Source organism: Streptomyces sp. NBC_00669, from assembly GCF_036226785.1.
Taxonomy (GTDB): Bacteria; Actinomycetota; Actinomycetes; order Streptomycetales; family Streptomycetaceae; genus Actinacidiphila.
Genome location: NZ_CP109018.1, coordinates 9437977 through 9461764 on the forward strand (window position 1 = coordinate 9437977; position 23788 = coordinate 9461764).

Consider the following 23788-nt stretch of genomic DNA (forward strand, 5'->3'; position numbering starts at 1 on the left):
CGGGTAGTCCGGGCAGCCCAAGAAGAAAGCATCGCTCCGCGCGGATCTGTGAGCGCCGTGTCCGAGCGGCCGTCTCACCGGTGCGTCGCACGCGCCTGGCAACAGCCAGGAAACGCACGTACATACACGCCCGCCACACACGCCCGAGCAGGTGGGAGCCCCGCGCCTTCGCGCGCCACTCGGGTTCCCCGCCGGCCTCGGCCGTGCCGCAGGCGACCCTTCTTCCCTCCTCCGTGACCACAGGGAGATTCCATGATGGACGCATTCGCTCCGATCGACGTCGCCGGCCGCCCGCTGGCCAACCGCATCGTGATGGCTCCGATGACCCGTAGCCGGGCCTACGGGCCGGGGGCCACCGCGACCGATCTGATGGCGACCTACTACAGCCAGCGCGCGAGTGCCGGCCTCATCGTCACCGAAGGGATACAGCCCTCGCCGGTCGGCCAGGGGTACCCCGACACGCCGGGCCTGCATGCGCCGGAGCAGGTGGCCGCCTGGCGCAGGGTCACCGATGCCGTCCACCGCGAAGGCGGAGTGATCTTCGCGCAGTTGATGCACACCGGCCGCCTCAGCCATCCCAGCCTGCTTCCTGCCGGTCTGAGCCCGGTCGCGCCTTCACCCGTCGCCGCCAAGGGCCAGGTGTTCACCCACCAGGGTCCGATGGACTTCGTCACCCCGCGGGAACTGGACACCGACGCCATCACCCGCACCATCGCCGACTTCGCCGACGCGGCACGCAACGCGATCGCCGCCGGCTTCGACGGCGTGGAACTCCACGGCGCGAACGGCTACCTGATCCACCAGTTCCTCGCACCCAACACCAACCAGCGCACCGACGACTGGGGCGGCGACGTCACCGGTCGTGTCCGCTTCGGCCTGGAAGTGGCCGCCGCCGTCGCGGAGGCGATCGGCGGCCACCGCACCGGCTTCCGCATCTCACCCGGCAACCCCTACAACGACATCGCCGAGAAGGACGCGGCGGACGTGGAGAACACCTACACCACCCTGGTCGCCAAGCTCGGCGAGCTGAACCTCGCCTACCTGCACATGCTCGAAGGAGTCGACCGAACGCTGACCGCACGCCTGCGCAAGACCTGGCCCTCGACGTTCATCCTCAACCCGTTCACCCTTCCCGAGCGAACCGGCCCGGACGCCCTCACCCTGATCCAGGACGGCACCGCGGACATGATCGCCTTCGGGGCGCTGTTCCTCGCGAACCCCGACCTGCCCGCCCGGCTGGCCGCCCAGGGCCCGTACAACACACCCGATCCCGCCACCTTCTACGGCGGCGACCACCACGGCTACACCGACTACCCGCACCTATAGGGCAGGTCGCGACCGCGGGACGGGCCGAGCCTGGACGTGGCTTCCTGCCGGGTCGGCGGATGACCTTGTTCGGGCGGCCTGTCCCGCCTGCGTGACCTGCACCTCGCCGACCGGAACGGCCCGCACTCGCGTGGCCGGTGGATCGGCGTCACCGAGTACGACGCCGCGGCTCCGGTTCGCGCCCGCCCGGCCCGTGGGACCGTGCGGCACACGAATCGCGCACGCGGGCGTATCCGGCCGCACCATCCGCGAGATCCGGGGCGTACCTCCGGCGCCGTACCTCCGGGGCCGTGCCTCCCGGTAGATGCCGGAGCACTACTCGCGTGCCGTAGAGCCGTTGGGCGGGCCGTGGGGGAGAGGTGCGTCGATCGGATGATCGGGGTTCCGGTCGGCCGTCGATGTGCGGCAGCAGCCGAGGAGCGTCGTCGGAATCCATCGGCCGGACCGTTCACCGCCGTTGATCGTCGACGCGTGTTGCCGGCACTGTCCACCTGCGGGTTCGTGATCACCGGCGCGAGTGTCGGCTGACGGTCGTTCGCCGACACTCCGCCCCAGCTGGAGACGTCGGGGTCCGAATTCAGGTCGGCGCAGTGCCCGGCAGCGTGCTCGGCTGAGTCGTGCGCAGTCCGTCGAGAATGATCTGGAGATTGCGCTCCCACTGCCGACCGCCCGCTCGCATGTCCAGGGTGCGCTCACCAGTCGCGGCGGCGGCGAGCAGGAAGGGGACATCCTGCCAGGCGACGTCCGTCCGCATGGCGCCGACCGCTTGGGCGCGCTCCACGAGACGCCGAATCCGTCCTCGCAGGTCCTCCAGGCGCTGGGTGAGAGTGACCCCGCAGGCCCCGCCGAGTGCCTCGCTGACGCCGCAGCTCTCTGCCCGCAGGCGCACGTAAGTCCCGGCGAACGTGCGGAGTCCGTTCCAGGCGTCCGGGTCCTCCAGGGCTTGATCGGCCACGTCCGAGATCTCGTCGAGGATCTCCACGAGCACCATCTCCAGGAGCGCGTCAAGCGAGGGGATGCGCCGGTAGAAGGTGCCGACACCTACGCCGGCCCGGCGCGCGATCTCGTGGGCGGACACCTCAACGCCTATTTCGGCAACCGCGACTCGCGCGGCCTCCACCAGGCGCTCGACGTTGCGCCGCGCGTCGGCGCGGGGGCGACGGCCCGACTCGTCGACGAGCAGGCGGTCCACTGTGCTGCGCGGTTGGTCCATGCGCTGATCCTAGCGATAACTGGACCAATCTTGTCCGCTTAGCTAGAGTCTTCAACCGGACAAGATCGGTCCGTTTGGTTGGGGGGCTGCCATGGAAGCGAAGAGAATCCGCGTCGGCATCATCGGGGCGAGCCCCGACCGAGGCTGGGCCGCCCGGGCACACGTCCCGGCCTTGCTGGCCCTGCCGGAGTACCGCATCACCGCGGTCGGCACCAGCCGCCCCGAGAGCGCACGGGCCGCGGCGCGGGAGTTCGGGGCCGCGCACGCTTTCACCGACGCCGGGCAACTCGCCGAGCACCCTGAGGTGGACCTGGTCGTCATCACCGTGAAGGTTCCTGCGCACGCCGAACTGGTCGAGGCGGCGCTGGCAGCCGGCAAGCACGTGTACTGCGAGTGGCCGCTGGCCCGAACCACCCAGGAGGCCGCGGCCCTCGCGAAGTCAGCCCACGGCGCGGGCGTGCACCACGTGCTCGGGCTCCAGGCGCGGTATGCCCCGGCGATCGCCTACGCCCGCGAACTGGTCGCCGATGGTCGTGTAGGACGCGTGACCTCGGCGACCGTTCACGCCGCCCGCGGGAAGGGACCTGGGGAGCGGATTCCCGCCTGGGCGGCGTACACCCTCGATCGCAACAACGGTGCCGGGACGCTTGAGGTCGCCGGCGGGCACACGCTCGACGCGGTGCAGTACCTGCTCGGTGGCATCAGCGACCTGTCGGCGATGGTGTCCGGCCAGCACCCGGTCCGTACCATCGCCGGTACCGGTGACACGGTGGAGGCAACGAGCCCCGACCACCTCCTTCTCCACGCGACCCTCACCAGCGGTGCCGTCGTGTCGGCCCACGTCCACGACGCCAAGGTCACCGGCGCCGGGACCCGACTGGAAATCTCCGGCACCAAGGGAGACCTGGCCATCGTCTCCACCGGGGCCGCCGGCCCAGCAGGCATCCAGATCGGTGAACTGCGCGTGCAAGGGCCAGGTGATGCGGACGGCACCTTTCAAGAGCTGCCCGTTCCCAGCCGATACCGCTGGACACCCGGGCTCGATCCCGCCGCCGAGGGCTTCAACGTGGCGCAGATGTACGCCCGGCTGGCCCTCGACCTCCGCACCGGCTCACGCAGCGTCCCGGACTTCGATGCCGGCCTGCGGCTGCACCGCCTGCTTGACGCGATCAGGCTCTCCGCGGATACGGGCACCCGGCAACGCTTGGGCTGACAGGCCGGACTGATCGGGGAGTGGCTGCCGTCGCGAGGCCGAGCCGTTCGTCCATGTCGAGGCGGAAGGTTCCGTACGGGTTGATGTGCGACCGGAAGAGCGCGGTCGGGTCGGGCCGGGCCGGGTCGGGTCGGGCCGGGCCGGGTCGGGCCGGGCCGGTCCGTGCCGGGCCGTGCCGGTCCTCGTTCGGGAGCCTCCTCGCCCAGACCCGGTTCGGCGAGCACCCGTCGGTCGGGCCTCCGCCGAGGCATTCCGGTTGAACGAGGGCCCGCTCAGGGCCCGTTCGGCGTTCTGATCAGCACCTGCAGCGACTTCACCAGGCGCGCCGCGTCCTTCTCGCCGAGCGGGGCGAGGAACTCGCGTTCCGCCGCCTCGCGGGCGTCCTCCGCATCGGCCCGCGCCCGTCGGCCCCGCTCGGTCAACTCAACGACGTTGCGGCGGCGGTCCTCCGCACTGCGGCGCCGCTCCACCAGCCCTTTGCCCTCCAGCGCGTCGACGAGCGCGACCATCGTCGTACGGTCCACGCCCAGCCGCCGCGCGGCCTCCAGTTGGGACAGCGGGCGGCCCGCCGCCAGCACCGCGAGCACCGCCAACTCCCGTGCGTCCAGCCCGAACGGGGCCAGTGCGGGCCCGGCGTGCTCGGCCAGCCGCAGTTGCGCGTGTTTGAGCAGGTAGCCCAGCCGCGTGCCGAGCAACTCCTCGACCGCGGCCCCGTCGTCGTCATTCTCCGCCATCCCCAAACCTTAACCATCATCTGATCATCAGCAGTCCTGACGATCAACTAAGCTGATGGTCATGCCTGTTGACGCACCTCACCGCGCGCTCCGCTTCGGCGTCAAGACGACGCCCATGCACCTGGCCTACGACGACATCCTCCGCGTCTGGGAAGAAGCCGACGAACTGCCCGAACTCGACGACGCCTGGCTGTGGGACCACCTGATGCCGCTGGCCGGGCCGCCCGGCGGCGCCGTCCTGGAGGGCTGGACGCTGCTGGCCGCACTGGCCGCTCGCACCACCCGGCTCCGTCTCGGCCTGCTCGTCACCAGCAACATGCTGCGCGCCCCCGCCCACCTCGGAAAGATCGCCACCACCGTGGACGTGATCTCCGAAGGACGCCTGATCATGGGCCTGGGCGTCGGCGGAACCCGGCAGCCCGACGGCCCCAACCCGGCCGTCGCCGAGTACGCCGCCTACGGCCTCCCGCTCCCGAGCCCCGGCGAGGGTCTGGCCCGCCTCACCGAGACGATCACCATTCTGCGCAGCATGTGGACCGAGGAGGTCTTCGATCACGACGGCGCCTTCACCACCCTGCGCGGCACCCGCAACGGACCCGGCCCGGTCCAGCCCGGCGGCCCACCGCTGCTGCTCGGCGGCTGGGGCGACCGCACCCTGCGGATCATCGCCGAGCACGCCGACATCTGGAACATCCCCGGCCCGCCCCACAACAGCACCGACCGGATCGCCGAGCGCGCCCGCGTCCTGGACGCGCACTGCGCGGCGATCGGCCGCGATCCCGCCGAGATCACCCGCTCCGCGCAGATCATCGTCGACTACGCCGACCCCGCGACCACCCGCGCCCACGTCTACGCACTCGCCGCTGCCGGCATCCGACACGTCGTCCTCGCGCTGCCCCGCCCCTACCCGGACAAGCCCGCCCGCTGGCTCGTCGACGAGATCATCACCCCTGTCCGCGAGAAGGGCGCCTGACCGGCCTTTGTTCAACCGACACCGGCAACCTGCGTGGCCGGCTGCCGAGAAGCCGCGGCAACTCCACACGTCCGCATCGTCTTCGGCATCCCGCAGGTCCGGCTTGTCGTCGGCCAGGAGATCGCCGGCCGAACGGTCTCCCACCATCCACGACGCGAGTGCGAGCGCGAGGTCCTCGCGTGGACGGGACACGACGCCGAGGACGGCGTCGACTACGGTCACGTCCCCTACGCGCGACGCCCCAACGGCGAGCCGGTCTTCGACGACCCGGAGATCTTCGACGCGCCCGTGCATCCGTACGACGAATACCCCGGTCGAGTCCTCCTCAAGGCTCTCCTTGGGTATGAGTCCGAGACGAAGGACCTCTGATGAGAGCCGCCCTCGCCGATTCCGTGTCCTGAAGTTCTCGCGCCTGGCGAGAAGAACGTAGGGACGGCGTCCGCGGACGCCGTCCCATCGACCCGCGGCCGGATCGCGCGGTGCCCGATCAACTCATCAGTCCGAGCAACGGAAGTGATGATGTGTCACTTCACTTGGTGACCTTGCACCCAATGGCCTCCCGGGTCCGAGCGGAGTCGTGGATGCAGGAGGCAAAGTCCCAGTGAAGCTCTTGCAAAGAATGTAAGGTGCATGTAAAGATCGCCGGGCTACTGGCGCAGCACGTTCGAGTGCTGTGCGTGACGTCTGGGGTGGGGCCTGATGTGGACGTTGGGGGGCAGGCGTGTGCCTGTCGGCGGGGTTTGGCTGGCAGCAATCGTGCTGTCGGGCCAGGCGTTGATGGTCGCCGGTGCGCACGGGGCTGCGGCGGATACGCATGGCGATGGTGCGGCTTCTGCTGCCCAGTCGGAGCACGTGTCACCGGAGGACGCCGCGTCGAAGAAGGCGATGGCGAGTGGAGACCCTGTGGTGGTCGGTGAGGAGACCACGCCGACAGATACGGTGACGGCCCTGCCGGATGGGACGTTCCGGCTGGACGCGGCGGCAGGGCCGGTGCGGGCCCGCCAGGGTGACGCCTGGGTGCCGATCGACACGACGTTGCAGGCTCAGGCGGATAGTTCGCTGAAGCCGAAGGCGGGCGCGGTCGGAGTGGTTTTCTCCGGCGGCGGGTCGGGCCCGTTGGTGAGGGTCTCCGCCGGTGACGGGTCCTATGACTTGTCAGTGCCGTGGTCGCTGCCGACTCCCGAGGTGTCGGGGGCCACGGCCACGTACCGGTCGGTGCTTCCGGACGTGGACCTGGTGGTCTCCGCGGTCCCGGACGGGTTCACCGAGAACCTGGTCGTCAAGACGCGTGAGGCCGCACTGTCGCCCGAGATCGCCTCGCTGCGTTTTCCGGTGTCCCTACACGGACTTGCGGTACGCGGACAGGATTCGGGCGGTGCGGCCCTGGTCGACGGCGAGGGGCGGCCGGTGCTGTCGACCGGTGCGGCCGTGGCGTGGGACAGCGGCACCGGTACCGAGACGGAACAGCAGCCCTCGAACAAGGTCCAGGGCCGTTCGAGTTCGTCGAGCGAGGCGTTCGCAGGACCTGCCGACACCGCTGTTGCCCCAGGACCCGGGGCGCGGGTCACCACCATGGACGTGGATGTGACCTCGTCGGCCATGACGGTGACGCCTGATCAGGGCTTCCTGACCGATCCTTCGACGACCTATCCGGTGGTGTTGGACCCGCAGACGGTGAGCCAGTCGCTGGCCGGGTGGACGGCGCTGTGGTCCACGGAACCGTCCACGTCGTTCTGGAAGACCTCGCACACCCTTGGCGTCGGCTGGGAGTACCCGGTCAACAACAAGAAGGTGCAGTCGCTCTACCAGTTCGACACGCACGGCGTGGAGGGGAAGAAGGTCCTGCATGCGACCTTCACGGCCCTTGAGGTGTGGTCGGCGAACTGCACTGAAAAGAAGGTGAACCTCTGGCACACCGGGGGAATCTCGTCGTCGACGACGTACAACAAGCCTCCGAAGTGGATGTCGGTGGTGGACTCGGTCACCACGGCGAAGGGCTGGTCGTCCAACTGCCCTGGCGGGAACGTGGAGTTCGACGCGACCAGTGCCGTGGCTTACGGCGCCGAGCGCAACGGTGCCACGACGACGCTCGGGTTGAAGGCGGACGAGTCCGATCCCATCGCCTGGAAGCAGTTCGCCTCGCCGTCGGACACCAAGCCGGTGCTGTCGGTGACGTTCGTGTCGGCGCCTTCGCTTCCCACGTCGTTGCGGCTGGCCTCGCCGAACCTGATCTGCGGCGTCAACAAGGCGGCCGCGGTCCACATCCACACACAGACTCCCGCGGTGTCGGCCGTACCGAAGTCGGCCGACTCGTCCCAGGCGACGCTGCGACCGAACTTCGAGATCCGCAAGTACGACCCGAATACCGCCGACCCGCTGGTGGGCTCCGGGAGTCCGTCGGGATATACCGCTTCCGGCACTGCCGGCCGGTTCACCTCGCCGTCTCTCGCGAACGGCGGCACCTACTGGTTCCGGGCCCGTACCGAGTACAAGTACACCTATGACGGGAAGTCCGCTTCGCTGTATTCGGCGTGGACTTCGGGCTGCTGGTTCACGGTCGACACCTCGGCACCTCCGGCGCCGGCGATCACCTCGTCCTCCTATCCGGAGTGCGCGGCGGTGGATGATCCTGACACCTGCACCGCGAACGGGGGCGTGGGGCAGGCGGGTTTCTTCACCGTCAAGCCGGGTGCCTCCGACGTAGTGAAGTACGTCTACACCCTCAACGGCAACACCGCCGTGACCCGTTCGGTCACCTCGGACTCCGCGTCGCTGACGTTCACCGCGGTTCCTGATCAACTCGGTCTCAACACCCTCAGCGTGACGACGTACGACGCGGCGGGGAACAGCTCGAAGTCGGAGGACGGTCAGTACTGGTTCCGGGTCGCGCCGGGAGCGCCGGCCCTGGACAACTGGTCGTTCGACGAAGGCACAGGAACCAAGGCGGCCGACTCGATCGGTGCTGCCGATGGGACTCTGGGCGGGACCGCCTCCTGGTCCACCTTGGGTCGCCTCGGCGGCGCGCTGGCCCTGGACGGCGCGACGGGCAGCGCCTCCGCGAAGCCGGCCGCTCTGGACACTTCGGGTTCCTTCACGATCTCGGCGTGGGCCCGCCTGTCCAACCTTGATCAGACCGCGGTGATCACGTCCCAGGACGGCGTGAACAGCTCGGCGTTCTCGCTGTACTACTCGCCGGGGTACCAGCGGTGGGTGTTCAACCGCAACGCCTCCGACGTGGCGGCGCCGACCGTGGTGCGCTCGATTTCGAACACTGTCCCTGTGACCGGTGTGTGGACTCACCTGCTCGGGGTCTACGACAAGAACGCGCAGAGCATCCAGCTCTACATCAACGGTGTTCCGCAAGGTGACGGGGGAGCACCGACGGCGTTCACCACGCCGTGGAAGGCGAGCGGCGACCTGCAGATCGGCCGCGGGCAGTACAAGAACACCTTCACCAACTTCTTCCCGGGTCAGATCGACGAGGTCCAGCTGTGGAACCGGATTCTGTCGCCACAGGAAGTCGCCGGAATCCAGGGCATGACCGATGCCACCACACAGGTGAACCAGCCCGCCGAAGTCGCCCACTGGAAGCTCGACGAGTCCGACGGCACCCCTGCCGACACCTCCGGCTACGCGCGGGACACCACTCTGGGGGCCACGGCTCAGTGGTACGACGACACCGACGGCGGCATGGGCAACGTTCTCTCCCTGGATGGAAGGTCGACCTCCGTCGTGACCGCGCACGGGCCGCTCGTGGACTCCCAGGGGAGCTTCTCGGTCTCCCTCTGGGTCAAGCTCGACCCTGACGGTGTGCTGGCGGACACCAGCGCGGCGCACACCATGCGCCTGGCGGGGCAGTCCGGCACCGTGCAGGATTCGTGGGGGCTGTGGTATCAGCAGGCTGCCGGTTCCGACGTTGGTGCGTATGTCTTCGGACGCACCGCAGCCGACGCCGCCGGGTCCGCGGTGACCACTGCACCGGCTGACGTGGCAGCCTCGACGCTGACCGCGCCGGGGGACTGGACCATGCTCACCGGTGTCTACGACTCGGCAACCCAGAGCCTCGAACTCTACGTGAATGCCACTCCGGTAGGTGTGGTCGGCGACGACCCGGGCGACGAGGTCACCGGTGGTGGCACCTCCTTCACCTCGGCGTGGCAGGCCACGGGCGACTTCTCCCTCGGCCAGCGCCGGACCGCGCCTGGGTCCTACGGCGACTTCGCGCAGGGCATGTTCGCCCAGGTCCATGTGTGGACCGGAGTCGTACCCGAGCAGACGCTCAAGTTCTTGTACTCCACGGAAGGCCCCGACATGTGGGGCGACGCGTAGGCGTTCAACCAGCGACATCTCATCCGCGCCCTGTTGCGCGGGCTTGCAGGCCATCATCTGAGCGGATTGTCCGGAATGTGGAGTGGGGCGATGGGGAACATCGGGGCGGGGAGCATACGGCGGGCCCGTGCACGCGGGTGGCGCCTGTGGGTTGTCGGACTCACTACTGGTGCACTGACCGCAGCAGGTCTGGGGGCGGCACCACCCGGATGGGCCGGCGGCCACGGGCACCACAGCGTCGCCGCACCCGAGCAGAGGTACACCAAGACGGTTCCCTTCACCTCGCACGCGAAGACGGCCAAGGACCCTGTTGTAGCCGCCGCGAAGCGAACGACCGATCTGCTCAAGAAGCCGGTCGCGTGGGCGACGGCCTCTGACGCCCAGGTCACGCTCACGCACGGGACCAAAGCCGCCACCTCGACGGCAACCAACGATTCCGGAACGGCACATGCCGCGCCCACCGTGTCTGTCGCCTCCCGCGTCGCTGCGCAGGCCGCCGGCGTCTCGGGGGCGCTGATGAAGGTGACCCGGCCCCGCGCGGCGACCGGCCTTGACCAGGCTCGGGTGTCGCTGGACTACTCCGGCTTCGCCCACGCCTACGGAGGGGACTTCGGCGCCCGCCTGACCCTGGTCGCCCTCCCCGCCTGCTCCCTGACCACGCCCGACCAAGCGCAGTGCCGCACTCGCACCCCACTGACCGGTGTCGACAACGACGTCACAGCGAAGACGCTCAGCGCCACCTTGCCCGCCGAGACCTCCGCAACCGCGGCGACGACCATGGTGGTCGCCGCGGACTCCACGGCCAAGTCAGGAGCCGGCTCCTACCAGGCGACGTCGCTGTCCCCGTCCGCAACGTGGAACGCCGGAAATTCCAGCGGTGACTTCACCTGGTCCTACCCGATCACCACCCCGCCTCCGGCCTCGGGACCGACTCCCGATCTGGCGATCAGCTACGACGCCCAGAGCGTGGACGGCCGCCTGCCGTCGACGAACAACCAGCCTTCCTGGGTAGGTGAAGGCTTCGACCTGGGCACGTCGTACGTCGAGCGGTCCTACGACAGTTGCGACGAGGACGGCACCAACGCCTCCGGGAAGTACGACCAGTGCTGGGCCGGGAACAACATCAACCTGGTGTTGAACGGCAAGGCCACCCCACTGCTCTGGAACGCCGACACCAAGACGTGGCATCCCAAGGAGGACGACGGCGAACGCGTCGTTCGCTGCTGGAACCCCTACTCCGGCCAGACCGACGACGACACCAACGCCTGCCCCGGCACCACCAACGGGGACGACAACGGCGAGTACTGGAAGGTCACCACCACCGACGGAACCCAGTACGTCTTCGGAATGGACCGGCTGCCCGGATGGGCCTCCGGCAAGCCGACCACCAACTCCACGCTCACCGTCCCCGTCTTCGGAGACGACAGCGGCGAGCCCTGCCACGCCGGCACCTTCGCCGACAGCGCCTGCACCCAGGCGTGGCGCTGGAACCTCTCCTACGTGGTCGACACCCATCACGACGCCATGTCGTACTGGTACACCAAGGAGACCAACTCCTACGGCAAGAACGGCAACACCACGACCGCCGGTACCTCCTACGACCGCGGTTCCTACCTGAGCCGCATAGACTACGGCGAGACCGACTCGACGTTCTTCGGCACTCCCGCTGACCAGGTGAAGTTCACCACCGCCGAGCGCTGCCTGCCGGTGAAGGACGGCGAGACCTGCGCGACACTCAACGCGGCGGCGGCCAAGGACTGGCCCGACGTTCCCTTCGACCAGATCTGCGCTGCGAACGCGGTGTGCAAGACGACCTCGCCGTCGTTCTTCACCCGTAAGCGCCTCACCGGCATCACCACCGACGTGTGGGACGCCCTCGCTACCACGCCCGACTACCGCAAGGTCGACTCCTGGGCGCTGGACCAGAGTTTCCCCGACCCGGGAGACGGTACCTCCGCGGGCCTGTGGCTGAAGTCGATCACCCGCACTGGCGAGGACGGCGGAGAGCAGCCCATGCCGCCGGTGACGTTCGCGGGAAAGCAACTCACCAATCGGGTGGACACCACCCACGACGACATCGCCGCACTCATCAAGTGGCGCGTACGTACCATCACGTCGGAGACCGGCTCGGTCATCACGGCCAACTACAGCGACGAGTTCCCCGACACGGCCACCCAGTGCCTCGCCGGCTCTCACATGCCCTCGGCCGCCGACAGCAACACCATGCTGTGCTACCCCGTGACGTGGGCCCCGCCGTTCGAGGACAAACAGACCGACTGGTTCCAGAAGTACGTCGTCAAGACGGTCATCGTCTCCGACCCGTCCGGTGGATCGGCCAACATGGAGACCGACTACAGCTACCAGAACCCGGCCTGGCACTACGACACCGACGACGTCATCAGCCCTGCCAAGGACGTGAGCTGGTCGCAGTGGCGCGGATACGGCCTGGTCACCACTACCACCGGTGACAGTCAGACCACCCGCACCAAGACCGTCACGACCTACTACCAGGGGATGGACGGCGACAAGAAGTCCGCCGGCGGGACCCGCAGCGCCACCGTCGTCGACTCCAACGGAACCCACGTCACCGACGCCGACCAACTGGCCGGGCAGGTCCGCGAGACCCGCACCTTCAACGGCGCCGACGAGGTCTCCTCCACCATCACCGACCAGTGGACGTCCAACACCGCCACCGACGGCAGCCGCAAGGCGTTCATCGTGCGGCCCACCACGGTGACCACTCGCACCGACCGTGCCAGCGGCGCCCCGCGTACCTCCACGGTGACCACCACCTACGACTCGGCCACCGGCGCGGACACCTCGATCGACGACCACGGCGACGACGCCGTCACAGGTGACGAGCAGTGCACCACCACGAAGTACTCCGACAACACCTCGGTGTGGATCAGGAACCTCCCCATCGACGTTCGGACCGTCGACGTACCGTGCGGCACCACACCGAAGGTCCCCGACGACATCGTCTCCGAAACCCGCAGCCTGTATGACGACCTGCCCTACGGCAGCGCACCCACCCTCGGCAACGAGACCTCGACCCAGCGACTGTCCTCCTACAACGGCGACACACCCGTCTTCCAGACGATCGCCACCAACACCTACGACGGGCAGGGAAGGTTGCTGACGGCCACCGACGCCGACCAGCACACTGCCACCACCACCTACACGCCGACGACCGGCGGGCCCGTGACCAGTGTGGTGACGAAGAACTCCAAACAGTTCAGCAACACCACCACCTATGACCCGGCGCGCAACGTCGAGACAGCCTCGGTCGATCCGAACGGGAAACGCACCGACTTCTCCTACGACCCGCTGGGCCGGCTGACCGGCGTGTGGCTGCCCACCCGCAGCAAGGCCAACAAGCAGAACGCCAACACCACTTACGACTACGTGTTCGATCCCCAGCGGGTCGCGGCGCCGTACGTACGCACCGGCCTACTGCGCAACGACGGCACGAGTTACACCTACTCCTTCGACATCTACGACTCCCTGCTGCGGGCCCGGCAGACGCAGGACCCCACGCCCGGCGGGGGACGCGTCTTCACCGACACCACCTACGACTCCCGCGGCCTGGCCGTGGTCTCCGACTCCGACTACTCCAACACCGATGCGCCCTCCGGCGCGTTGCAGTCGATCAACGACGTGTACCCGGCGCAGACCGTCACCACCTATGACGGAGCCGCACGACCCACCGTGGCGGCCTTCTACGCCGACAACACCTACCGCTGGTCCACCACCACCGTCTACGGCGGTGACATCACCACCGTCATTCCGCCCACCGGAGGGATCGCCACCGCGACCGTCACCGACACCCTCGGGCGCACCGTCGAGACCCGCCAGTACGACTCGGCAACCGGCACCGGCCCCTACACGTCGATCAAGTACACGTACAACCCCAAGGGGCAGATGACCGACGTCGTCGACGCCGGGAACAACGAGTGGTCCTACAAGTACGACCTCATGGGCCGAAAGACCACCACCACCGACCCGGATGCCGGCACCAGCCACACGCTCTACACCGACCTCGACCAGGTGCTGTCCACCACCGACAGCCGCGGGAAGACGACCAGCTACACGTACGACGAGCTCGGCCGCACCACAGCGGAGTACGACGCCGCAGCCGACCAGCAGGCACCCGCCAACCAGATCGCCAAGTGGACCTATGACACGGTGGCCAAGGGACTGCCCACTGCCTCCACCCGCTACGTCAGCGGGTCCGGAACAGGCGGCCTGGCCTACACCTCCCAGGTCGGCACCTACGACGCCCTGTACAACCCGCTCCGCAGCCGCGTGGTCATCCCCTCCGCACCTGGTGAGCAGGCGCTGGCCGGGTCCTACGAGATCGACGCTTCCTACAACCTCGACGGCACGCTGGAGTCCACCACCGATCCGGCCGCCGGCGGTTTGGACCAGGAATCGCTTCTCTACGGCTACAACAGCCTCCTGATGCCCACGTCCCTGCAGGGCGACTACCACTACATCAACGGGACGAACTACACCGACATCGGCCAGGTCAAGCAGCTCACCATGCTCACGGCCAAGCAGGTGCAGGAAACCAACACCTACGAGGACGGCACCGGCAGACTCCTGCACCAACTCGTCAGCGACGACACCGGCAGCGGCATCGTCCAGGATTCGCACTACACGTACGACAACGCCGGCAACCCGACCCTGGTCGACACCCGCGCCGACAGCGTCGACGACACCCAGTGCTACCAGTACGACGGCCACGACCGCCTCACCGAGGCATTCACCACCGCCGCCACCTGGCAGACCGCCAACGCCTGCGGCACCGCCCCGACCAGCACCACCCTCGGCAACGGACCCGCACCCTACTGGCAGAGCTACACCTACGACGCCCTCGGCAACCGCAAGAAGCTCGTCGAGCACGCCGCAGCCGCCGGCAGCACCGACACCACCACCGACTACGGTTACGGCTCCCCGACCGACTCCCCTCACGCTTCGCAGCCACACACGCTCACCACTTCCACCACCACGACTGCGACCAGCACCACCACCAACAGCTACGTCTATGACGCCGCCGGCAACACGCAGAGCCGCGACCTGAACGGCACGACCGAGAACCTCATCTGGAACGACCAGGGCCAACTCGACTCCGAGCAGGCGGCTGACGGCACGGGCGAGAGCTACATCTACGACACCGACGGCAACCGCATCCTCTCGCGGGACTCCACCGGCACCACTCTCTACCTCGGCGACACCGAGGTCCACCTCGACAAGGACACCACCCACACCACCGCCACCCGCTACTACTCGTGGCTCGGGCAGAACATCGCCGTCCGCAGTTCCGACGGCTCCTTCCAGTGGGTCCTCACCGACGCGCACAACACCGCCACGGCCCAGATCGACGCCACCACGCAAGCTGTCACCTACCGCCGCAGCGACCCCTTCGGCAACGAGCGCGGCACCGCACCGACCGCCTGGACCGGGGACCACGGCTTCGTCGGCGGCGTCGAGAGCGACACCACCGGCCTCACCCACCTCGGCGCACGCGACTACGACCCCACCATCGGACGATTCGTCTCCCTCGACCCCGTTCTCGAACTGACCGACCCGCAACAGGTCAACGGCTACTCCTACGCGGCCGGCAACCCCATCACCGGCGCCGACCCCGACGGCCTCATGCTGGAGACCAGCCGCCTATACGGCGGAGCGTGCGATCAGTACTGCATCGCCGACCAGGAGCAGACGAACTACTGCGCGAAGTACAACAGCGGGATTTATTGCGAGAACGGGAAGCCGACCCCGCAATCGATCCTCAGCGACAAACACCTTCAGAAGACAGACGGTTTGAGCAAGTGGCTCGACTTGTTCTCCAGCAGCGCCGGTAAGTCCATCATGGGCGGCATCGAAGATGGCGCCAACACCGTGTGGGATGGTGCAAAATGCGCTATTGCGGCTAACTGTGCCGATGCTGTACAGGACGCGAAGGACACGGTCAGCGGGTGGGCCCACACCATCACCAATCTGAAAGAGGCATACAGGGAGGCCCGGCAAGGCCACTCGGCGCAAGTGCTCGGAACTCTCGCCGGCACGCTCATCGCTGCTTGGCTCTCAAAGAAGGCTATGCCCGATCTCGGCATCGGCAAAAAGAAGCCTGGCCGCTGCAGCTTCAGCCCCGACACCCAAGTCCTCATGGATGGCGGCAAAACCAAGCCCATCGGGGAAATCAAGCCCGGGGACGAAGTCGAAGCAGCAGACCCGGGCACCGGCAAGCACCAGAAGACCGAGAAGGTCACCGCCACCTGGATCAACCACGACGACGACCTCGTCGACCTGACCATCGACACCGGCAGCGGCCACGCCAGCGTCCTGCACACCACCTCCAAGCACCCCTTCTGGGACGACACCCTCCACAAGTGGCTTCCCGCAGCCCAGCTCACCCCCGGCCACGCGCTCGAAACCGCCACCAACACCCACGTCCGCCTCGCCGGCAAGACCACCCGCCCCGGCACCGCGGACATGTACAACCTCACCGTCAACGAACTCCACACGTACTATGTGCTCGTCGGCGGTGCTTCCGTTCTCGTTCACAATTGCGATGCCGCTGAGGAGTTGGCTGCTCTCCCGGAGTACAGCGGCGGGCATACAACAGGTTCTGCGGTGGCGAGTGACGGTAGGAGGTACGATCTGACTAGTGGTCTCAATAGAGGTGAAGATAGCGATTTGGTCTCCTGGGTCAACGGCAGGCTGAAAAAAATTGGTGCCACTAACGCAAATTCGGGGCGCGCCATGGATGTGGAGCAGAAGTTTGCAGCCGTCATGGATCGGGATGGCATAGCTAATGCGAATCTGTACATTAATCATCCCGGTGGGCCATGCACGGTGAAGCTAGGGTGCGATTCGATGTTGCCCGTTCTGCTCGGGCCGAATCGTTCTCTTACTGTTCATTGGCCGGGAGGGTCGAAGACGTATGAAGGAGTGGGTTGATGGCGGTGCGCGCTGAAGCGCAGTATCGGCGTGAGCACGGTGAAGAGCCACGAATCATCGATTCCGCCCAGGGAGTTGACTCCGTGATCGATGATCTCTTGGTTCCTGCGACAGGGGTCCTCAAAGAAAATCTAGCTTCCGTCTATTCTCTGGAACGAGAGAGGCTGCCTTTTGGGACCCCGGATCATGAATTCATGATTGGGGTCGATTGGGAACTTGAAGTTGGTCTCGTTGCCTTCAGTGATGCAAGCGGGAACTTCGTGTCTCGTGGATCTTCTAGCGGCCGAGTTGATCCTGTGTATTTCCAGCAGGGACACTTGACGGAATTCTCGGCATACTCGGAAATTCCGATTTCGCTCGTGCGGCGGGCGGCCAAAGAGTTTCTAATTTCGGGCGGTAAGCGTCCTACCTGCGTTCAATGGCAGAATCTGGACACCTGGGGATAGTAATCGTTTTTGCTGGATTCTCCGATCTTCGATCGAGTGCAAGAGTGGTCCCGGGTCGGGCTGAAGGGTTGGCGCCCAGTGTGCACATGGGTGCCAGCCCGGCCCCGAAGCGCGGAGTGGTCTTGAAGGGCGCCCACTGCGGCGTTGTCGCATACGGGTCCGCGTAGCACACGTACTATGTGCTGGCGGGGGCCACGCCGGTACTCGTTCACAACACCAACGGATGCGGTGTCGCCCGCAACGAGAAGGGGCAGTTCACATCTGGAGAGAATTCGGACGCGGCCCGTGGGCGCCAGACACACTTGAACTACAGGAATGCTCTGGGGGCTGGGTACGACTTCGAGGTCACGCTTCCGAGCGGGCTCCGGCCTGATGCGGTCGACTGGAAGAACCGAGTCGTGCGTGAGTTGAAGTCGGACGCGAAGAGCAGCCAGGCGACGGGGCGGCGACAGTTGCAGAAGTACGTCGCCGAGTTGGAGGATATGACCGGTCAGAGTTGGACTGGCCATCTCGATACGTATAAGAGGTTCGGCTGATGGTTAACTCGATTCTCCTGGAGGCTCTCAATGAGGTCTTCAAGCCGCTGGGATTTCGAAAGAAGTCAGCAAATTGGTACAGAGTGTCGGGCGATCTCTACTGCGTAGTTGGCGTTCAGGAGTCCCGCTGGGACGAGTCGTTCTACGTGAATGTCGGATTCGCCCCAGCGGTCAAGGTCAAGGCGGGATGGCTCCCAGAGTCGAAATGCCTCGTCAGGTTCAGGGCGGACGCAATCGCGTCTATTTCTCGCGAAGATCTCGACCTCCTATCCGGAGAAGCGGCAGAGGCGAGTGGAGAGGATGGCTTTCGAGTGGGACTCGTCGAGAAGATTGCAACTCCACTGGCGCGGGCAGTCAATCCGATTGAGAATATTCAGGGTTTGAAGTCGCTACTGCGCACGAGCGTTAGCGATCAGGTGTTCATTCATCATGAAATCAGGGGCGATTTGCTCGAAGAGGAGTGACGCAACGTCCTTGATTCCGATCTGAAGGATTCGCTTCGGCGAATTCTGGCTTCTCGGGGTGCTGGTTTCATCGGGATCGCTCCGCGCTGACGGCAGTAGTTGACGGCAACGGCGGCGAACACCAGGGGTGTTCGCCGCCGTTGCCGTGCGCCCGTGCGCGGAGTCAGGGGTGGCTGAGGTCGTTGCCGAGTGCGGTCATGGCTTCGCGTTGGAGGCGGAGTCGGACGTGGGCGTAGACGGTGGCGGTGACGCCGATGTGGGCGTGGCCGAGGAGTTCCTTGATCACGACGAGTTCGACTGCCTGCTCTAGGAGCAGCGTCGCGGTCGAGTGGCGGAGGTCGTGAAAGCGGATGCGGCGGAGGCCAGCACCTTGGAGGAGGGCAAGGAACGTGCGGGTGAGGTTGGTCGGGTCGATCGCATCGCCCTGCGCAGTGGTGAACACATGCCCGCTGTGCTGCCATGCCAGGTCTGCGGCCTCCCGCTCGCGCTGCTGCTCTTGGTGCTTCAGGGACTGGACGCAGCGGGTGGGGAGGGCGATGCGGCGCTCGGAGGCCCGTGTCTTGGTGGGCAGCGTGGTGAGTCCGCCGGTGCTGGTGCGCTGCAAGGTTCGGCGGATGGCGGCGGTGCCTGCGCCGGGGTCGAGGTCTCCCCAGCGCAGGCCGAGGAGTTCGCCCTTGCGGAGTCCGGTGTGGAGGGCGAGTTCGAACAGCGCGTGCAATCGGTGACCGTGTGTGGTGGTGAGGAGCGGGCGGGCTTCGTCGGCGGTGAGGGGTTCGAAGCGCCGCGGCCGTGGGGTGCCGGTACGGACGTTACGGGTCACGTTGCGCGGGATCTCCTCCTCGCGCACGGCGTGCTCCAGGGCGGACTTGAGCACGGAGCGGATGTAGGTCAGCGTCAGCGGGGAGAGCAGCTTGTGGCAGCACTGACCGGCGGCGCAGCAGAGGGGCTGGTCGCGCCGGGCGTCGATGCCGCGCGTGCAGCACTGGCAAGTGGTGCGGAACTGGTTGAGCCAGGTGCGTACGTCCTTGGCGGTGAGCTTGGTGAGCTTCTTCTTGCCCAGGCCGGGGATGAGGTACCGGTGGACACAGGCGGTGTAGCGGGTGTGGGTGTTCTCGCGCAGGTGGTGGAGGCGATGTTCTCCAGCCAGTACGTCAGGTACATGGCCACGCTGGTTGCGCAGAGGGGACGGGAAGGCCCCAGTTGCAGGCGACGATCTTCCCGGTGAGCTTGGCCGGGGCTTCCTTGCGGGTGTTGCCGGGGGTGCGGACATATCCGGCGGCTTCCCAGCGGCTGTCCTTGCGCTGGTAGACGGTCCCGTCGCCGTTGGCGCGTACACGGCGGGAGGTGGGGGTGTCGCGGGGTGTGGTCATCCGGCGGCGGGTTCCTGTTCTAGGCGGGTGTGGATGAAGTCGGCCCGCGCGTGGGCGGGTATGCGGCGGGCGCGGCCGAGGGTGATCGAGGCGAGTTGGCCGGAGCGGAGCAGTCGTAGACGGCGGAGCGGCCGAGCTGGAGTCGGGCCATGGCCTGGGGCACGGTCAGCAGTTCCTCCGAGGCACTCTGCCTCAGACGGGTCGGGGCGGGTTCCTGCGCGTTATCCGCAGCCCCCTTCGGCGGTGAACCGGCGTTCTAGTTCCCGGCGGCCGTCGCACGCCGTGCAGGGGAGCGGGGTTCCGTGGGGCAGGAGGGTGGCTCCGTGTCCCTGGTAGGGGCGGCAGAACAGGGCTCAGTCGAGGGCGCCGGAGGCATCGGCGGACTTGGTGGCGTACTTGGCCAGGACCGCCAGCGAATTCGCGCATCTCTCCGACGCCGAGCTCAAAGCGCTTGCCGACCAAATCCATGACGAGCTCAACCAGGCCCGCACGGCGTACCAAGCAGCGGTCGAGAAAGGCCGGAAGATAGCCTGCGAACTGGGCCGCCGTGGCCAACTCGCGCCACCGCTCCACGAAGATCCCGCAGCCGCCCGCAAGGAACTCAACGACAGACTCGCCGACGCGAAGAAGCGCCGCCAGCAGGGCCCCTGACAACCAGGCTGACAGATCGACCAGACGGTGAGCTGTTCGGAGCTTCTTTACTTGATCAAGGCGGCCCGCTGTCTCGGCCCGCGCGCTTCGGCTCCTCGGGGCCGCCGCCCGCTCCTGTCTCCGCCCCGCTCGCCGACGACCCCGCCGGACCGGGCGCGCAACAGTCCACACAGCAAACCCCTTTACGGGGCTCCGCCCCAGACCCCGGCCCTCCCTCTGACGGGCAGAGGGCCGTGCGTCGGGTGCGGCTTCGTCGTGGTGTGGGACGCGGGGTCGCGGGTGGGGGCCTCCCTCGCCGCCGGGTCCTCGGAGGCGTACCAGGAACCCCCGGGGGCCCGCCCAGGCCGAGCACACGCGTCACGAGGTGAGTCTTGGCGGCCCCCGGAGAACCCTGGTCCGGCGAAGCTGCCCGACCGACGAGGGACCCCACCCGCTTAGGCCGTGTTTTGGAAGTCCCGCCTGCCCCGTGGCGCCTGATACGCACGCTCGCTGCGTTGTCGGGCTTGTCCGAGTAGGCCCACTACGAGGACAACCCTCCGCCTTGCGATCGCACGCACCAGACGCCACGGGCCCCGCCCAAAGGGCGGACGGCGCTACTTCCAAAACACGGCCTAACGAGCTCGTGCATGGTTGGCGGTAGCGCGTCGAAGGCCGCGGACGGTCCGCCGTGTTCACGTTCGTGTACCGCTTGACGTGGCCGCCTGCTGGTGCGAGAGCAGTCCGGCGACAGCTTGGATGATGTCACTCATGTGCTCGCGACGGCCGTGGTGGCGGGCGAGAGACCGCCAGTTCTTCAGATGGCCGATGCCGTGCTCGACCCGGATGCGGCGTGAGGAGTGGGCCTTGCGCTGGCGCTCGTGCATCTCCTCGTACCACTCGGGCGGGTTCTTCTTGAACTTGCGGTGCGGTGGCGTCACCACGCGGCCGCCGGTCTGGGCGCCCAGGCCCTGGTAGCCGGCATCGGCGAGGATCTCTACGGCCGGACCGTCGGCCAGGAGCTTGACCAGGCCCAGCTTCCGGGCGTGCGTGATGTCCGCGCAGCTCGCAGGCTCGGCCGGACTGCAGAACAGCAGCCGCCCCTCGGCGTCCGTGACGACCATGGACTTGACGGCGTTCTGCTTGTTCTTCCCGGAGATGAACTTCTCCCGGTCCTTGCGTCCGACAGCCGGGCGACGCACCCGGACCTCGGTGCCGTCGATGATTCCGGTTTGCCCGCTCGCGCCGAGATGGTCGATGACCTCGGCGAGTGTGCACAGTCGGATGTCAGGCGCGACGGTGCAGCCCCGCTCGGCGAGCAGTGGCCGCACTTCACCGATCGCACGCGTAATGGTGGAGCGGTCCACGCCGAACCAGCAGGCCAGCACGTCGTGCGTCGTTGCATGGCGGAGATGCACGAGCGTGGCCAACAGGCGGTCGACGAAGACCAGCTTGTACTTGGCCCCGGCACCGACGGCCCGGCGGCGAGGGCGGGACGTCAGCACGGCCTGGTGCCGCTCGTGCCACAACGGACCGATCTCTGCGACGAGTTCTGCGATCACGTCGGGCGCCAGCCCGGTGATCCGCTGGCTACGGATGATTGCTGCACGTGTCCGGCTCCCCACCACACGGATCATGATCAACGATCAAGGTCTCGACGCGCTACTGCCAACCATGCACGAGCTCGTAACGAGCTCGTGCATGGTTGGCGGTAGCGCGTCGAAGGCCGCGGACGGTCCGCCGTGTTCACGTTCGTGTACCGCTTGACGTGGCCGCCTGCTGGTGCGAGAGCAGTCCGGCGACAGCTTGGATGATGTCACTCATGTGCTCGCGACGGCCGTGGTGGCGGGCGAGAGATCGCCAGTTCTTCAGATGGCCGATGCCGTGCTCGACCCGGATGCGGCGTGAGGAGTGGGCCTTGCGCTGGCGCTCGTGCATCTCCTCGTACCACTCGGGCGGGTTCTTCTTGAACTTGCGGTGCGGTGGCGTCACCACGCGGCCGCCGGTCTGGGCGCCCAGGCCCTGGTAGCCGGCATCGGCGAGGATCTCTACGGCCGGACCGTCGGCCAGGAGCTTGACCAGGCCCAGCTTCCGGGCGTGCGTGATGTCCGCGCAGCTCGCAGGCTCGGCCGGACTGCAGAACAGCAGCCGCCCCTCGGCGTCCGTGACGACCATGGACTTGACGGCGTTCTGCTTGTTCTTCCCGGAGATGAACTTCTCCCGGTCCTTGCGTCCGACAGCCGGGCGACGCACCCGGACCTCGGTGCCGTCGATGATTCCGGTTTGCCCGCTCGCGCCGAGATGGTCGATGACCTCGGCGAGTGTGCACAGTCGGATGTCAGGCGCGACGGTGCAGCCCCGCTCGGCGAGCAGTGGCCGCACTTCACCGATCGCACGCGTAATGGTGGAGCGGTCCACGCCGAACCAGCAGGCCAGCACGTCGTGCGTCGTTGCATGGCGGAGATGCACGAGCGTGGCCAACAGGCGGTCGACGAAGACCAGCTTGTACTTGGCCCCGGCACCGACGGCCCGGCGGCGAGGGCGGGACGTCAGCACGGCCTGGTGCCGCTCGTGCCACAACGGACCGATCTCTGCGACGAGTTCTGCGATCACGTCGGGCGCCAGCCCGGTGATCCGCTGGCTACGGATGATTGCTGCACGTGTCCGGCTCCCCACCACACGGATCATGATCAACGATCAAGGTCTCGACGCGCTACCGCCAACCATGCACGAGCTCGTAAGCGTTGTCCCGTAAATGATCTACGGTGCGCTTGCTGACCTGCCTACTCCTACGTCACCCGGCCAGGGTGAGGTTGTGAAGGCGGGCGATGCCGAGGATGGCGTGGTGGACGCCGTCGCCTTTGAGGCGGCAGTCGCGGAGGATCTTCCAGGTCTTCATGCGGGCGAAGGCGTGTTCGACGCGGGCGCGGACTTTGCGGTGGGAGGTGTTGTGTTCCTCTTTCCAGGCGGGAAGTTCGCTCTGGCCGGCTTTTCGTCGGTGCGGGATGATCAGGCCGGTCCCCTGGTAGCCGCCGTCGGCGATGACCGTGGCGCGGCCCACCGCGGCCCTGGCGCCGGACTCCTCCCATGCTTTGCAGTCGTTGCGGTTGCCGGGCAACGGCCGGCCGACTGCCACGACAAGCCGGGTGTCGGCGTCGATGACCACCTGGTGATTGGTGGAGTAGCGGTAGTTCTTGGACTGCGCGGCGACGCTGTGGTCGCGGGTGGGGACCAGCGTGCCGTCCACGATCAGCACAGTGTCCTTGCGGAACCGCTTGCGGGGCTCAAGCGCGAGCGCCGGTCCGAGGTGGTCGACGATCCGGTCCGCGGCGGACTTCGACACCCCGAACAGCGGGGCGAGTTGGCGCAGGGTGAGGTTGGTGCGCCAGTACGCGGCGACCAGCAGGACCCGGTCCTCCAGCGGCAGGCTCCAGGGCCGGCCCTTGCGCACCGGGTCTGCACCCTCCCGCCGCAGTGCAGTGATCAGCTTGCTGAACTGCCGCGGGCTCAACCCACTGAACGGGGCTATCCAGGAGGGCTCCGACGCCGTGATCACACCAGACACAGCATGATCATCTCACCGGTGGCCAG

15 protein-coding genes and 2 pseudogenes are annotated in these 23788 nt (G+C 67.3%); 10 read left to right on the plus strand and 7 right to left on the minus strand.

Features of this window, described 5'->3' with window-relative positions; all coding sequences use genetic code 11:
• Positions 1 to 252 precede the first annotated feature (252 nt).
• Positions 253 to 1326 carry an alkene reductase gene (locus tag OG896_RS39655; protein ID WP_329373360.1) on the plus strand — a complete coding sequence of 358 codons (1074 nt, stop codon included), beginning with the start codon at positions 253 to 255 and terminating at the stop codon, positions 1324 to 1326.
• 577 nt (positions 1327 to 1903) lie between these two features.
• Here OG896_RS39655 and OG896_RS39660 read toward each other — a convergent pair.
• On the minus strand, positions 1904 to 2539 hold the full coding sequence (locus OG896_RS39660) for a TetR/AcrR family transcriptional regulator (protein WP_329373362.1): 636 nt from the start codon (positions 2537 to 2539) through the stop codon (positions 1904 to 1906).
• Positions 2540 to 2630: 91 nt separating this feature from the next.
• Here OG896_RS39660 and OG896_RS39665 point away from each other — a divergent pair, with 91 nt between their 5' ends.
• Positions 2631 to 3752: a Gfo/Idh/MocA family protein gene (locus OG896_RS39665; RefSeq protein WP_329373363.1), complete on the plus strand. Its 1122-nt coding sequence runs from the start codon at positions 2631 to 2633 to the stop codon at positions 3750 to 3752.
• A 272-nt stretch (positions 3753 to 4024) separates the two neighbouring features.
• Here OG896_RS39665 and OG896_RS39670 read toward each other — a convergent pair whose 3' ends face one another.
• A complete protein-coding gene (locus OG896_RS39670) occupies positions 4025 to 4486 on the minus strand; it encodes a MarR family winged helix-turn-helix transcriptional regulator (RefSeq protein WP_329373365.1) in 462 nt (153 codons plus the stop codon).
• 61 nt (positions 4487 to 4547) lie between these two features.
• On the opposite strand from OG896_RS39670, the gene OG896_RS39675 reads away from it, so the two are divergent.
• The 7 genes from OG896_RS39675 (at position 4548) to OG896_RS39705 (ending at position 18200) form a co-directional block, all read left to right on the plus strand.
• A complete protein-coding gene (locus OG896_RS39675; protein ID WP_329373366.1) occupies positions 4548 to 5459 on the plus strand; it encodes an LLM class flavin-dependent oxidoreductase in 912 nt (303 codons plus the stop codon).
• 33 nt (positions 5460 to 5492) lie between these two features.
• Complete coding sequence (locus OG896_RS39680) at positions 5493 to 5828, plus strand: hypothetical protein (protein ID WP_329373368.1); 336 nt, start codon at positions 5493 to 5495, stop codon at positions 5826 to 5828.
• 516 nt (positions 5829 to 6344) lie between these two features.
• Positions 6345 to 9788, plus strand: a complete 3444-nt coding sequence (locus OG896_RS39685) for a LamG domain-containing protein (protein WP_329373370.1) — start codon at positions 6345 to 6347, stop codon at positions 9786 to 9788.
• Positions 9789 to 10250: 462 nt separating this feature from the next.
• Positions 10251 to 16754, plus strand: a complete 6504-nt coding sequence (locus OG896_RS39690; RefSeq protein WP_329373372.1) for a polymorphic toxin-type HINT domain-containing protein — start codon at positions 10251 to 10253, stop codon at positions 16752 to 16754.
• A complete protein-coding gene (locus OG896_RS39695; RefSeq protein WP_329373374.1) occupies positions 16754 to 17200 on the plus strand; it encodes an Imm1 family immunity protein in 447 nt (148 codons plus the stop codon). Before OG896_RS39690 ends, OG896_RS39695 begins: the two co-directional genes overlap by 1 nt.
• A gap of 179 nt (positions 17201 to 17379) precedes the next feature.
• Positions 17380 to 17736, plus strand: coding sequence for a hypothetical protein (locus OG896_RS39700; RefSeq protein ID WP_329373376.1), 357 nt, complete (start codon positions 17380 to 17382; stop codon positions 17734 to 17736).
• Entirely contained in the window at positions 17736 to 18200 is a 465-nt protein-coding gene (locus OG896_RS39705) for a DUF4304 domain-containing protein (RefSeq protein WP_329373378.1), read from the plus strand. The genes OG896_RS39700 and OG896_RS39705 overlap by 1 nt, the downstream gene beginning before the upstream one ends.
• 163 nt (positions 18201 to 18363) lie before the next feature.
• Here the strand turns inward: OG896_RS39705 and OG896_RS39710 are convergent.
• A pseudogene (locus tag OG896_RS39710) lies at positions 18364 to 19570 on the minus strand (tyrosine-type recombinase/integrase).
• Positions 19567 to 19721 (minus strand): annotated as a pseudogene (locus OG896_RS39715) (helix-turn-helix domain-containing protein). The pseudogenes OG896_RS39710 and OG896_RS39715 overlap by 4 nt, the downstream one beginning before the upstream one ends.
• Positions 19722 to 19966: 245 nt before the next feature.
• Between OG896_RS39715 and OG896_RS39720 the strand changes: the two are divergent.
• Entirely contained in the window at positions 19967 to 20221 is a 255-nt protein-coding gene (locus OG896_RS39720) for a hypothetical protein (RefSeq protein WP_329373380.1), read from the plus strand.
• A gap of 671 nt (positions 20222 to 20892) precedes the next feature.
• On the opposite strand, the gene OG896_RS39725 is transcribed toward OG896_RS39720, so the two are convergent.
• The 3 genes from OG896_RS39725 to OG896_RS39735 form a co-directional block, all read right to left on the minus strand.
• Positions 20893 to 21834: a transposase family protein gene (locus tag OG896_RS39725; protein WP_329367936.1), complete on the minus strand. Its 942-nt coding sequence runs from the start codon at positions 21832 to 21834 to the stop codon at positions 20893 to 20895.
• Positions 21835 to 21943: 109 nt separating this feature from the next.
• Complete coding sequence (locus OG896_RS39730) at positions 21944 to 22885, minus strand: transposase family protein (RefSeq protein WP_329367936.1); 942 nt, start codon at positions 22883 to 22885, stop codon at positions 21944 to 21946.
• 106 nt (positions 22886 to 22991) lie between these two features.
• A complete protein-coding gene (locus OG896_RS39735) occupies positions 22992 to 23762 on the minus strand; it encodes a transposase (RefSeq protein WP_329373382.1) in 771 nt (256 codons plus the stop codon).
• Positions 23763 to 23788: the final 26 nt, after the last annotated feature.

What these genes read in the sequence shown, in the direction of transcription:
- OG896_RS39685 (WP_329373370.1), top strand. Translation starts at nt 6,345, where the DNA reads ATGGCGAGTGGAGACCCTGTGGTGGTCGGTGAGGAGACCACGCCGACA.
- OG896_RS39655 (WP_329373360.1), top strand. Translation starts at nt 253, where the DNA reads ATGATGGACGCATTCGCTCCGATCGACGTCGCCGGCCGCCCGCTGGCC.
- OG896_RS39675 (WP_329373366.1), top strand. Translation starts at nt 4,548, where the DNA reads ATGCCTGTTGACGCACCTCACCGCGCGCTCCGCTTCGGCGTCAAGACG.
- OG896_RS39665 (WP_329373363.1), top strand. Translation starts at nt 2,631, where the DNA reads ATGGAAGCGAAGAGAATCCGCGTCGGCATCATCGGGGCGAGCCCCGAC.
- OG896_RS39705 (WP_329373378.1), top strand. Translation starts at nt 17,736, where the DNA reads ATGGTTAACTCGATTCTCCTGGAGGCTCTCAATGAGGTCTTCAAGCCG.
- OG896_RS39695 (WP_329373374.1), top strand. Translation starts at nt 16,754, where the DNA reads ATGGCGGTGCGCGCTGAAGCGCAGTATCGGCGTGAGCACGGTGAAGAG.
- OG896_RS39725 (WP_329367936.1), bottom strand. Translation starts at nt 21,834, where the DNA reads ATGATCCGTGTGGTGGGGAGCCGGACACGTGCAGCAATCATCCGTAGC.
- OG896_RS39670 (WP_329373365.1), bottom strand. Translation starts at nt 4,486, where the DNA reads ATGGCGGAGAATGACGACGACGGGGCCGCGGTCGAGGAGTTGCTCGGC.
- OG896_RS39730 (WP_329367936.1), bottom strand. Translation starts at nt 22,885, where the DNA reads ATGATCCGTGTGGTGGGGAGCCGGACACGTGCAGCAATCATCCGTAGC.
- OG896_RS39660 (WP_329373362.1), bottom strand. Translation starts at nt 2,539, where the DNA reads ATGGACCAACCGCGCAGCACAGTGGACCGCCTGCTCGTCGACGAGTCG.